The organism is Microcoleus sp. FACHB-672, assembly GCF_014695725.1.
Classification (GTDB): Bacteria; Cyanobacteriota; Cyanobacteriia; order Cyanobacteriales; family Oscillatoriaceae; genus FACHB-68.
The window spans coordinates 42103-55021 of the sequence record NZ_JACJOU010000004.1 but is presented as its reverse complement, the minus strand read 5'-3'; the positions used below and the strand labels follow the sequence as shown (position 1 = coordinate 55021).

The window sequence follows — 12919 nt, the reverse complement described above, 5'->3', positions numbered from 1 at the left end:
TTAGCTAATGGGAGCCATACCTCGCATCTGACGGATAAAGTTGATACAAACAATGCAATCGCAGCCATATTGAGCAATGGCAGCGTCGCTTTCTTCCTCGGTGAACTCCAACATGGCCGGTTCTGCCGCCGAATCGTCCGGTGTCACCATTTCCACAGGAATGGGAATTCCTGACTCAGAATCGTCAAATGTGACCATTTCTGCGGAAGCCGGCACAGTTGAGTCTGGAACATTCACCGCTTGAGAGAGGCGCATACAGACTAAATTCTTCGCCAAAGCCGGTTGTTGGCAGGTTAAGGCGTCTAGGGTGCGGGGAAAGGGTTCGGCAGCGTGGGCAGGATTTACGATCGCAAACAAAGACAGCAGCGAACTGAAAACGGTGGAAGTAGAAAGTAAAGTCAGTACGAGTTTATTCATCAGTTACCTTTCAAGAGTTTTGTACAAACTCAGCGTTTTCGCTAATCTTTTCAAGGTAGCGGACTTTGGATCAGGGATGTCAGATAAATTAGGAAATCTCACCCATCAAGCTAAGCAATTATTCAGGTTCTCTTGAATTTGAGTGGCATTTAAATTGCGCCCAATGAAAACAAGCTGGTTGCTGGGTTTTTCTGGCCAGTTATCTGCCTGGATGTCAAAGCGTTTGCCACTTAATTGGAATATCTGCCGGTCGGAACTTTCTTGAAACCAAATCAGTCCCTTGGCGCGAAAGACATTTTCGGGCAATTGCTCTTGTAAAAATTTCTCAAACTTATTGACTAAAAAAGGCCGGTCACTTTGGAAAGACACAGAAACAAACCCATCATTTTCTAAGTGATGGGAATGATGATGATGTTCATGATCGTGATGTTCATGATCATGATGATGGTGGCTAGATTCTTCTGTTGATGGATAGGATGCCGGCTGAGTAAGTGCCACATCAAGAATTAGGGGAAGGGGAACTTGACCTTTTTGGGATCTGAGAATTCTGGAGCCGGCTTTTACTGTGTGAATGTAGTCTTCTAATTGAGCAATTTTCTCGTCAGTTGCTAAATCGGTTTTGTTGAGCAGAATAATGTCACCGTAAGCAATTTGATTGAAGGCTGCGGAACTTTCAAAATGTGAGGGGGTAAAAGTTTCCGCATCCACGACCGTTAAGATAGAATCTAGGCGCGTTAAATCTCGCAACTCTGGCCCTAAAAATGTCAGAGCAATAGGCAGTGGGTCAGCAATTCCTGTAGTTTCTATGACAAGGTAATCGATGCGATCTCCACGCTCTAGCACTTTGTAAACGGCATCTAATAAACCATCATTAATTGTGCAACAAATACAGCCATTCGTTAACTCTACCATATCCTGATCAACAGAAACTAAAAGTTGGCTATCGATATTAATATCCCCAAATTCATTGACCAAAACGGCGACTTTCAAATTTTGGGCGTTGTGCAGAACGTGATTGAGGACGGTCGTTTTACCACTTCCTAAGAAGCCGGTAATAATTGTCACCGGCATTCCCCGTTTCGGCATTTCTAGGGGATGATTAACTGAAGGATTCGTCATGTGATCGTTCCTAAGCGATTTTGCGATTTTTACAGTTTAATTATTTTTGGCATCAGCAACTCGTAACCCTGCTTTGGGTTGGATAGCCGGTGGAAGCACTGAACAAGCCGAGTGAGGGAATTTGGTAGTGGCATACCGGAAGACATAAGAGATTAAAGTGAGAATCATTTTCATGATATCTCAATATAGGTGGAAAGCAAAGGTGGAATTCGGCTGACTTTTTATTTTTTGAGGATATTAGGGAAATTGAGAGATTTTTTCTAATGCTTAAAAATTGGATTGTAAACCGATGCGGAAAGTTAAACCGGGTTGATAAATTCGATTAACTCTTTCATAAGTTTTGTCAGTTAAGTTCTCTAAATAAATTGTCAGCCCTAAGTATCGAGTTAGGGGAACTCTGGCGCTCAAATCTAAATTAAGGAAAGATGGAGAAAAATCGGTACTCTTATCATCTGAATTATTAAAAAAAGCTCTCCGAGAACCGCTGTTATAACTTGCAAATAAATTAATTTCCCAGCCGGCACTACCATAACCAATTCCGGCTTTAGCAACCGAATAAGGAACTAAGCCTAATTGTAAACCCTTATCTACGCCGGTTTCGATACGTGCGTTGGTATAGGTGTAGTTGAGAAAAGTTGCCCATTCCGGAGCAATTTGCCACTTCAACGCTGCTTCTAAACCGTTTGTATTGACAAGACCAATATTTGCCCACTTGCCGGCTTCTATTCCTAGGCGATCATTCAAGCGACTGCCAAAGTAAGTAAACTGTCCGGTCAAATTAGAAGTAAAATTAATATCAAAGCCGGCTGTCCAAGAAGAACCTTTTTCGGGATCTAAATCTGCGTTGGGCAACCAGTTATGGACGGTATCATAAACATATAATTGGTCTAAACCAGGGTTACGCTGGACTGAAACCCAACTACCGCGTACAGCAACGCTTGGGTTGATATCCCACCGCAACCCTGCGCTAGGATTGAGATAACTGCCAAACTCACTATTAAAATTCTGCCTAATCCCAAGTTCAGCTTGAAACGTATCGGTAATTTCCCAAGTATTTAAGGCAAACAGCGCCCCATTAAATCGATTTGTATCATCAGTTTCACTCAAACCGGCTCTTTCAGGAATGGTGCTTAAAACATCGCCGGTTAAAAAAGTTTGTTGCACGTCTAATCCCCAGCGAAGATTATTGTTAGAAGCTGTACGCCATTGGTGTTCTACCCTAGCTGTAAGCGCTTGTGAATTGAGCGACCCTTGGCGGTAAAATGTATTTTGTGTTGGCCCGTAGGTATTAAAGTAATCTTGGTTATAACCAATCGTTGTTTGAAGAATCGAATCATCATTATCACTCAGCCGGCTATTCCAAGATAAACCGACATTAAAAACATCATGATCGAGTCTATCTCTTTGCAAAGGAAACCCAAAATAGAGAAGACCCCGCCGGCTGCTAATTTTGTAAGCATCGAAGCTTAGAGTATTTCTAGGATTTAAGCCGATTTTGACACTGCCAAAATAATTGCTAGTCGCCGTGTCGCCATTAAATAAACGTCCCGTTTCATCACGATTTGCTGCACCTTCCGGGACACGATAGCGATTATCTATTTCGGATTTTTCATAACTTAAATTAAAATCTAAAGAGCCAGTAGATCCACTATAGCTAGCATGATAGTTAGACTGATTTAAAGAGCCAAATTCAACCAAGCCATTGAATTTTGGAATACCCTGCCCCTGTTTAGTAATAATATTTACAACGCCACCAAAAGCTTCAGAACCGTATAAAGTCGTACTGGTGCCACTCGATAATTCTACCCGTTGAATTGATTCAACCGGAATGCTATTCAAGTCAGTTGCACCATGATAAGTGTTAATATTGCTGCCAATCGGTCTACCATTTAATAAAAAAACAGATTGATTAATCGAATGTCCGCGATAGTAAGTGCCGGTGTGAATATCCGCTCCTTTACCCGCATCATTAATAGCAAACCCCGGTAAACCTCTCAGCACTTCTGCTGCACTGCTAGAACCTTGCTGTTGGATTTCTTCAGCAGAAATTTCGTATGCCGGCGTAGATTGCTGAACTCTATTTCTCACCGCTGTAACAATTAAATCTACCGGCTGTTCTGGTGAAATAGATACAGCCGGCCTCGCTTCAACTTGATGTTTTTTTGGCAGATTAAATGCAGGTAAAATTGGCTGTTGAACCAGCAACTCAGCACGAGTGTGGGGAAACCGGATATCACTCAACCGGGGAATATCTGAAAAAGATTGTTCGGGCTGCGAAACTTCTGTAGGTGCAAGAGAATGGGGTTTTGCTAAGACTGCCGGCATAATTCCCCAACAGAAGCAACTGACGCCAAACACAACAAAATATAATTTCATGCTGAGTAATAAAAGTAGACACTCAAAATCTTCCCCTCAATAAAATTAAGAGGAATCGCTGTTTTGGGATCATGATAAAGCAAAGCCACACGTTATTGTGGGACAGCTTGTTATCTAAGTCAAAAGACAGGCTGTCAAACTTCTCTATATTTGTTAAAAAATGAAAGTTATAAGTGTAATGTGCTATATAGAAAACCAATGCTAGCGTGTTAAACAGTTATGACTCCGCTGCCAAATTACCGTCCTAAACAACTTTCCCTCGGCCCATTAGAGGCAGAAATTTTAAACATTATCTGGGAACTCGGTTCCGCTACTGTTAAGGATGTACACGAACGCATTTTGGCTGATCCTGACCGGGAATTAGCCTACACTTCAGTTACAACTGTGTTGCGTCGCCTTACCCAAAAAGGTTGGCTTGCTTGCGATAACAAAGGGCGCATATTCTCTTGGCGACCTTTAGTGTCTCGTGAGGAAGCAAAAGTATTGGAGGCTTACGAAAAATTGCACCGATTTTTGGAAGTGAGTAATCCGGACATTGTTGCAGCTTTTGCTGATAGCCTCGATTGTGCAAGTTTAGATCAATTAGAAGCAATTGCCCAACGAATTCAAGCCGCACGCAAAGCCAGGGAGGAAAAATAATGCATTTGTTGATGATTCTGGCAGCGCTGGCGTTTGCGTGGTGTGTGAGAAAGAGATGGGTGACGTCGGCAGGAAACTGGAGAGAACGCTGGCAACGAGCAATTATGCTTTTTCTGTTTCCTCCACTGCTGCTAATAATGACAGCAATAGCCGTGCTTTTTATGGGTCCATCTGGGCAAATGGTCGGCTTGCTTACAGACTGGTTAAGCTATGCAATTGCCTCTGGTTTTTTAGGATTGGCAGGAGTTTTATGCGTAAAGCTAGCAACGCAGGGTTGGAAAACGCTGCAAAAAACTCGCACTTATTGCCGGCGCAATATTAATGGCATACCGGCTCGTATTCTCGACACAAATGCCCTATTTACCGCTCAGATAGGTTTTTGGCATCCGGAATTAGTCGTCAGCGAAGGGCTGTTACAGACCCTTGATAGCGCTCATTTGGAGGCAGTTTTCGCTCACGAGCAAGCGCATTATTATTATCGAGATACCTTTTGGTTTTTCTGGCTTGGCTGGGTGCGTTCTTGCACCACTTGGTTGCCAAATACAGAAGCTTTATGGCAAGAATTATTAGTTTTGCGGGAACTGCGTGCTGATGCAAAAGCAGCGCAACAGGTAGACTCTTTGATATTAGCTGAATCGTTGTTACTGGTTGTTAGTGTGCTGCCGGCACCCTCTGAAAGTTTCTGTGCGGCACTCAGTGCTGTTGCGCCTCGAAGCCGGTTAGAGGAGCGTATAGAAGCGCTTTTGGCGCAGCCAGAGGAGCAATCTTCGATTAATCGGTGGTTTTGGATGTGGTTACTTTTGGCTTTTTTGCCTTTGCTTACTGTGCCTTTTCACGGTTAATTGCACAATTTAAGATTGATTTTTAACCACAGATGCACACAGATAAACACAGATAAAATTGAGGGTTGGTGCGTTGAGTCAGGGGTTTTTATTATTTTCGTTAGGGGTAGGTTCAGGACTCAGTATGAGTGCTGCACCTACCCCCCTAACTTTAGCGCTATTGCAGAACTGTCTGAATCTCAGATTCATCCAAATCGCGACCGATTAAGACTAATCGTGTCTGACGAATTTCCGTTGCTAGCCAAGGACGATCATAGAAATGATCAAAGCGAGAACCCACGCCTTGCACAACCAAACGCATTGCTTTATCCGGCACTGAAACAAAGCCTTTAACTCGGTAAATTTCTTGCTGTTGCACTAATTTTTGCAACTTAGATATTAATGCTTGCGGCTCAAATTCGTTGTCGCCGATAAAGTGTACCGAGTTAATATCGTCATCATGATCGTGGTCTTCTTCCGTGTCGTGATGACTAGGCCGACTTTCTAAATTATCCTCAACGGCTGCATTAAATCCTAACAGCACATCTGGGTTAATTTGACCACTTTCACACGCAACAACTTTGACGCCGGGAGGTAATTCTTGTTGCAGCCAATTTTCTACTTTTTGGCGCGTTTGAGCATCAACTAAATCCACTTTCGTGAGCAATACAAGATCCGCACAGGCTAACTGATCTTCAAACAATTCTTCAATCGGTGTTTCGTGTTCTAAATTCGGATCTGCTTGTCGCTGTGCATTTAATGCGTCAAGATTACCAACCAGAGTGCCGGCGGCTACGGCTTCACAGTCTACCACGGTAATAACACCATCAACGGTTGCGCCGGTACGAATTTCTGGCCATCGGAAGGCTTGCACTAAGGGTTTTGGCAAGGCGAGTCCAGATGTTTCGATTAACATACAATCAATCTGTTCTCGACGTTGCAATATCTGCTGCATTGTCGGTAAAAATTCTTCTTGGACGGTGCAGCAAAGGCAACCATTGGTTAGTTCTATAATGTTGCCGATGGGATTGTCGTCTTCATCGCAAACTTGGCAAGATTTCAGCAAATCTCCATCAATTCCAATTTCGCCAAATTCATTGACAATGACGGCAATTCTGCGTCCTTGATTGTTTTGCAGAAGGTTGCGAATCAGGGTGGTTTTACCTGCACCCAAGAAGCCGGTGATTACAGTGACAGGAATTTTGTGCATTTGTTCGTTTTGTGGGCAGGGTTTGATTGAAGTTTTCGGTTTGTTGGGAAAGGTTATTTGTTGAACCCGCCCTTGCAGTTTTTAGGTGAGGAAATTTTATGAACTTAGATTTCCCCAAAGCGTTATTTTTGAGCGACGAACTCTAACGTTGGAAGCGGAGGGATTTTTGCTAAAATTCCCCTTTTTAGGGGTTCAGGTCGTTCTGACCACGGTAATAAACCATCGGGTTTAGCATAATATTGACTCGCACATTGCAACACAGCCGCAGCGCTTTCATTAACGGGTAAATCGCCAAACAAATAAGTGTACTTGCCGGCTGCCGCGAATGAAACCGCACAAGAACGGCTGCAAGCGCTCATACATTCAACTTCTTGAATGGGGAAATCCTCTCGTAAATCCCAATTCTGATGAAGTTCATTAATCTGTTCTAAAAGATCCTGACCTCCACTTTTTCCCTCTCGCTTTCCATCCTTCCAAACTGAAGCGCAGGCTGTACAAACAAATAAAGTATGGGGTGTTTTCATCAAACGTTCTTTTCCTAGTTATTGACCGTAAAATTAGCGAATAGCAACTAGCCAATCGCCCAAAGCTGACTCAAGATTGACGCGAAAAGAAACTGCTTTTTCTCTCCGCATTATCAAGATAAATGTTGAATTTCCGAATCTTGAACTGGTAATTAACCATCCTCAGCAAATAGGATGCCGGCAACCGCAGACTCGAACTAACAAATTGTTAAAAGATTAAATGAACGTTCATCCGTACCTCGCAGATGTGTTGAATAATTAACTTTTTTGCCGGTGGGCATTCTGACTCACTCAATTTTAGATAAGAACATAAGACAATCCCAAATCCAAAATCGGTTTACAGCTGCGGGACAGCGGCAGATTTGCACTGCACTTTCCCCGTTACCTCCAGCGGCTGAACCCCGCTAGAACCGGCTCGACTTCAATATAGTACCGTGTCCGTCACCTAACTGGAAGCGGCCTTGACAAAAACATAAAATTGTGATTTTTAAGCGAAATACCCTGGAACTGAGCGATTAACGCGAGAGAAACTTTTTAAGAAAAGGCAAAATCGTATCGGCCAAAGCCACTGGATATTCTTCATGTAATCCTAAAGAACCGGGAAGCCGGCACTTTTGCACGCCAGAGAAACTCACCAGCACTTCCATTTCCATGCGTGACTTCGGTGGGGTTTGCTCACCGATCACTACTAACACCGGCACTGGCAAGGGTTGAAACAAATCAATAAACTGGGGTCTTGCCTTCACCGTATCGAGGCTGCCGGTGACAAACGCAGCCGGGGCAAATCGTGCCCCTGGTTGCCTGGAAATACGCTGCTTTTGTTGAATCAGGCTGGGAGTTACGGCATTGGGGTTGCTGTAAACATGACGCCGGTACATTGAAGTTAAGAAGGGCGCTACGGTATTTAAAAAATAGAGGAACTGCCCCAACACCGGCAAGCACACCAACTGCTTCAAAATTTTGTAGAACCAGCGATTTTCGCCCATTGCCGTCGGCAGAGGCCCGCGCCAAGTCGGGGCAACTAAAACCACCCACGACCACATCGGCGGCTTGTGCTGGGCCAAATGCATCACATAACCGGCAGCGTGGCCGGCAGCAATGACAACAATGGGTTCAGTAAACGTATCGCGCACGAAATCGGCTAGAAAGCTGTAGTAGAGGGTCGGTTCGTAGTTAAAAGGCGGGCGTTCTGAGCTGCCAAATCCGGGCCAGTCTAAGGCAATGACCTGAAATTGAGGGGCCAAGAGTTCAGCGATGCCGCGCATTTCTGCCCGTGTGGAAACCGTACTTAAGGCCGGCAATAATAAGATGGGCTTTCCTTCACCCATAATTTCATAAGTGATCTGTACCTGGCGTTTTTTCCAAGTCCAGAGATATTCATAAACAGTGCCACCGATGCCGGTAGATGGGTCGGTGGTAGATGCAGAAGTCGGGTCAACAGTGGTGGCCATAGTGGAAAGCGAACTGGGTCTTTCTCCACAATACCAGTGGCTTTCACTTTCGATTGATTAATTAAGGCGTTGCCACGGCTGCTTATTAAGGTTGAGCTTGGCTAGAGTGTTGGTTTTTAGAGATTTGGAGATTGTGGTGGAAACGTCTAGCAGTAATATTTAGCCGGCAAATAGATTGAGTGGTTTCCGGGGATGGTGATTTGTCTGTTGTTGTTATCTACAAAGTGCCCCATATCTGGAGTTTACAGTTTAGATTTGAATCAAGGGAACTCAAGCGTTTCTTACCGGCACTCTCATAAGCCGGCAACTCCCCAAGCGCTTGTACAATCTCAGTAAATGGGCTTTACCATTGCTGAAGCTTCACCGGAACTCGTTAATACAAAACAATGACGCCCGTTTATTGCACGCAAGGACATGAAAATCCAGCCGGCAATCGCTTCTGTCACCAATGTGGCGACAAACTTGCCCCATCGGTAGCCGGTGGGATGTCTGCGGGGATAATTCTGGATGATCGCTACCGGGTTATCCTCCAGTTAGGGCAAGGCGGTTTCGGACGGACTTATCTGGTTGAAGATATCAATCGTTTTAACGAACGCTGTGTTTTAAAGGAATTTGCCCCCCAAGTTCAAAGTGGCAGCGCCTTACAAAAAGCCCAAGAACTGTTTGAACGAGAAGCCGGCGTTCTCTACAAGCTGCAACACCCGCAGATTCCGCGCTTTCGAGAGTTGCTTCGCGGGCAAATGGCCGGTGTTGAGTCTTTATTTTTGGTGCAAGATTATATTGAGGGACAAACTTACCGAGAATTATTAAACAGCCGTAAAAGTCAAAGACAGTTGTTTAGTGAGGAAGAAGTCACCCAACTGTTGCTGCAACTGCTGCCGGTTTTGGATTATATCCACTCCCAAGGCGTAATTCACCGCGATATTTCTCCCGAAAACCTGATTTTGCGGAATTCTGATCGGCTGCCGGTGTTAATAGACTTTGGCGGCGTAAAAGAAGTCGCGGTTTCTGCCATTTCTAAGTTCAGTCAGCTTGCCTTTTCCACACATATTGGCAAACCCGGATACGCCCCAGAAGAACAACTGAAAAAAGGGAAAGCTTTTCCCAGCAGCGATTTATATTCCTTAGCAGTAACCGCTTTGGTTTTGCTCACCGGCAAGGAACCCCAAGACTTATACAACAGCTTTAAAGCGATTTGGCAATGGCGGCAGGTCGTCAGTATTAGCCCAAATCTGGCGGCAATTTTAGAGAAGATGTTGCTCAGAAATCCTAGCCAGCGCTATCAAACTGCCGGTGATGTTATTCAAGCTTTAGAACCTTCTGCCTTAAAAACTCAGCCCAGTAATATTACCCAGATCAACACCGTTGTCGTTGCGCCAAAAGCCCTGCCTGCGCCCCCTAAACCCGCGCCGGCACCTCCACCAGCCATTGTGGTACATCAGCCGGCACCCATTGTTCCTGCTGCCGGTCACGGGCGTTTAAATCCTGTCGGTATTCTCCTGTTTCCCATCCGTTTTCTATGGCATTGTTTTCGCACACTGACTGCCATTAGCATTGGTTTGCTATTACTAGCCGGGGTTGCTTCTTGGGCGTTTCCCAAGTTTATTTCTTGGACACCGCCACAGTTGCCAACCACCATTTCTAATTCTAAAGAAGAGTCTCGCCTAGACAATATTTTTGATCGCCGCGAAGCCTTGCAAATTCCTGAAGAATTCTTCAATCTTTTAGTTAATGAACAGTTTTACAGCCGACATCCAGAATTAAAAGATCGCCTCTTGACAAATAATCAAGAAGATGATGGTTATCGGCAAAAATGGTATGACAGCGCTGATGCTTTGCTAAATAAATTAGAGCAGGCAAATTTAAGTGAGAAATCGCGCCGGCAAATTGGGCGATATACCGAAGAAAATTATCAAAGCCGGCAGAGCAATCTCAGCACCCAGGAGCTAATTCGCCAGACTGACGAGCAATTTTATCAACTATTTCCACAACAACAGGGGCAAACACTCAACCCAGAAACATGGGGTCAAATTTGGTACGCAATTGCTGCCAATCGAGCCGAGAATAGATGAGTGCTGAGTGCTAAGGTTGATTTTATAAAATAAAATACGTTACCCGTTTGCAAAGACGCTGTGCGAGAGCAGATAAGCGTTTTGCCTCTCGCATCTGTAAAGAAATATTTAGAAACGTGCAGTTTTTTGAGTTCAGCACTGGATTTTTCAATCCCAACTCAAAAATCGAGATAAAGCAGCCAGTTGGTACAATCTCAGTGAATTTGTTATACCCATACTGAACCCTTTTACAATCGCCCTAGGCCAATGAAGCCCGTCTATTGCAATCAAGGACACGAAAACCCCTCTGGCAGCAATTTCTGCCTTCAATGTGGGGAAAAGCTACAGGCACCGGCAACCTCTGGTGTTGTTCAAGGGATGATTTTGGGCGAACGTTACCGCATTTCTCGCCAGATTGGGCAAGGTGGCTTTGGACGCACCTACCTATCTGAAGATGTTAACCGCTTCAATGAACAGTGTGTTCTCAAAGAATTTGCCCCCCAAGTGCAAGGCACCTATGCGCTGCAAAAAGGTCAAGAATTGTTTGAACGGGAAGCCGGCGTTCTCTACAAGCTGCAACACCCGCAAATTCCACGCTTCCGGGAGATGTTTCGGGCGAATTTGGACGGTGAGGGACATTTGTTTTTGGTGCAAGATTATGTGGACGGTCAAACTTACCGTTCCTTATTAGTCAACCGGCGCGTACACAACCGGCTATTTAGCGAGGCAGAAATCACGCAAATGCTGCTGCAAATTCTGCCGGTTTTAGACTACATCCACACCCAAGGCGTCGTGCATCGAGATATTTCTCCCGATAACCTAATGCTGCGGAATTCCGATTTGCTGCCGGTGTTGATAGACTTTGGCGGCGTTAAACAAGTCGCCGCAACGGTAGCGTCTGAGTTTGTGGGAGGAAGTAATGCACCGGCAACGCGATTGGGTAAGGTGGGATACGCCCCAGATGAGCAAATGCAAATGGGCGCTGTTTACCCCCACAGTGACTTATATGCCTTAGCTGTGACGGTGTTGGTACTACTCACCGGCAAGGAACCCCAAGAACTTAGAGATCCCCAAACGCTGAGTTGGAAGTGGCGCAATTACGTCAGCCTCAGCCCCAGTTTAGGGGCAGTGTTTGATAAAATGCTGGCTTATCGGCCTGGTGAACGCTACCAATCGGCAAAAGAGGCACTACAAGCCCTCACCGGCACTCCACCGGCACCCCTTCCCCCGCCACAACCGGCACCCCTTCCGCCTCCGCCACAACCGAATATCACCCAAGCAACCCAAGCTGTCTCGCCAGTAAGATCGGCACAAGCCCCACAGCCGGTACAACCTCCACAGCCGGTTCCTGCTGTCGTGACTCCCCAGCGGAAAGCGGCTGCACCTTTTTGGCTAAACCTGCTGCTAATGGGCATCGTGATTGCCGGCATGGGTGTGGTGGGCTGGTGGGCTGGTAATTATTGGGTAGACAAACAACGACAAGGGGATCACTCCATTCCCCCTCCAGACAGATCGGATAATTATTCCGCCGAAGAAAGACAGCGCAAAGATGCCCTTCGTGATCGCCGTAAAGCCTTGGGGATTGATTACAATTTCTACATTGATTTGGTGAATGAGGCTTTTTATACCAAATATCCAGAGCAACAGGGACGCGTTCTTAGTGATGAATCTGTTGATGAAGCGTGGCGAGCTCGCTGGGATAGTTTAGCCGATCAACAGCTTAATCAACTTGCCGCCCTTAGTGATCAATCTCGTCGCCGGTTGGGCAGTTATACTCCAGCCGATATTGATCGATGGAAAACACAAATTAATCTGCGGCACTTGAGTAGTCGGGCGCTCAATGACTTAACAGATGCCAAGTTTTTCTATCTGTTTCCAGAGCAACCCAAAGGTCAGAATTTACTCGACAACCCTGTTGGTCAAGTTTGGCAAGCAATCGCGACCGACTTTGTGCAAGGTGTAGGAGATGGAACTGCTTTAGAAGAAATTAAATTTGATCGAGGTAGCACTAGCACGCAACTAGCCGGCAATCTTGAACCCGGTGCCGGTAAAGCTTATATTGCTAAATTGAGCAAAGATCAAGTGATGAAATTAACTTTAGACGCGCCGCCTCAATCAACCCGGCTGTCCCTCTACACTCCCAGCGGCAAGAACCCGCCTTTATTAGAAGATTCAAAACAAGTCACTTGGTCTAATAAACTTTCTGAAGCCGGTTACTATGAAATTGTCGTTGTTTCTGAGGCCACAGAGCCAATTTCCTACAATTTAACCCTGCAAATTAATTAGCTTTTTTTTCGCTGCCGATGCCCCA

The 12919-nt window shown here is 45.3% G+C and carries 10 protein-coding genes and 1 riboswitch; of the genes, 4 read left to right on the top strand and 6 right to left on the bottom strand.

The genetic code is table 11. From position 1 onward, the window contains the following. From H6F56_RS01385 to H6F56_RS01375, 3 genes are all read right to left on the bottom strand, one after another. Complete coding sequence (locus H6F56_RS01385) at positions 1-417, bottom strand: hypothetical protein (protein ID WP_190665019.1); 417 nt, start codon at positions 415-417, stop codon at positions 1-3. A 105-nt stretch (positions 418-522) separates the two neighbouring features. Next, positions 523-1536, bottom strand: a complete 1014-nt coding sequence (locus H6F56_RS01380; RefSeq protein ID WP_190665018.1) for a CobW family GTP-binding protein — start codon at positions 1534-1536, stop codon at positions 523-525. 267 nt (positions 1537-1803) lie between these two features. Next, positions 1804-3912, bottom strand: coding sequence for a TonB-dependent receptor plug domain-containing protein (locus H6F56_RS01375; RefSeq protein WP_190665017.1), 2109 nt, complete (start codon positions 3910-3912; stop codon positions 1804-1806). Between the two features lie 219 nt (positions 3913-4131). On the opposite strand from H6F56_RS01375, the gene H6F56_RS01370 reads away from it, so the two are divergent. Together H6F56_RS01370 and H6F56_RS01365 are read left to right on the top strand one after the other, a co-directional pair. Continuing rightward, positions 4132-4551 (top strand): BlaI/MecI/CopY family transcriptional regulator, encoded by a 420-nt coding sequence (locus H6F56_RS01370; RefSeq protein ID WP_190665016.1) that lies wholly within the window; start codon positions 4132-4134, stop codon positions 4549-4551. Beyond that, complete coding sequence (locus H6F56_RS01365) at positions 4551-5393, top strand: M56 family metallopeptidase (protein WP_190665015.1); 843 nt, start codon at positions 4551-4553, stop codon at positions 5391-5393. The genes H6F56_RS01370 and H6F56_RS01365 overlap by 1 nt, the downstream gene beginning before the upstream one ends. 157 nt (positions 5394-5550) lie before the next feature. On the opposite strand, the gene cobW is transcribed toward H6F56_RS01365, so the two are convergent. The 3 genes from cobW to H6F56_RS01350 all read right to left on the bottom strand — a co-directional run bounded on the left by cobW (position 5551) and on the right by H6F56_RS01350 (position 8557). After that, positions 5551-6582: a cobalamin biosynthesis protein CobW gene (gene cobW / locus H6F56_RS01360; protein WP_190665014.1), complete on the bottom strand. Its 1032-nt coding sequence runs from the start codon at positions 6580-6582 to the stop codon at positions 5551-5553. Between the two features lie 122 nt (positions 6583-6704). Further along, positions 6705-7106: a DUF1636 domain-containing protein gene (locus tag H6F56_RS01355; protein ID WP_190665013.1), complete on the bottom strand. Its 402-nt coding sequence runs from the start codon at positions 7104-7106 to the stop codon at positions 6705-6707. 254 nt (positions 7107-7360) lie between these two features. Continuing rightward, a riboswitch (cobalamin riboswitch) is annotated at positions 7361-7536 on the bottom strand. A gap of 85 nt (positions 7537-7621) precedes the next feature. Next, positions 7622-8557, bottom strand: a complete 936-nt coding sequence (locus tag H6F56_RS01350; protein ID WP_190665012.1) for an alpha/beta fold hydrolase — start codon at positions 8555-8557, stop codon at positions 7622-7624. A 386-nt stretch (positions 8558-8943) separates the two neighbouring features. On the opposite strand from H6F56_RS01350, the gene H6F56_RS01345 reads away from it, so the two are divergent. Together H6F56_RS01345 and H6F56_RS01340 are read left to right on the top strand one after the other, a co-directional pair. Further along, positions 8944-10629 (top strand): serine/threonine-protein kinase, encoded by a 1686-nt coding sequence (locus H6F56_RS01345; RefSeq protein WP_190665011.1) that lies wholly within the window; start codon positions 8944-8946, stop codon positions 10627-10629. Positions 10630-10875: 246 nt separating this feature from the next. Next, positions 10876-12894, top strand: a complete 2019-nt coding sequence (locus tag H6F56_RS01340) for a serine/threonine-protein kinase (RefSeq protein ID WP_190665010.1) — start codon at positions 10876-10878, stop codon at positions 12892-12894. Positions 12895-12919 lie beyond the last annotated feature (25 nt).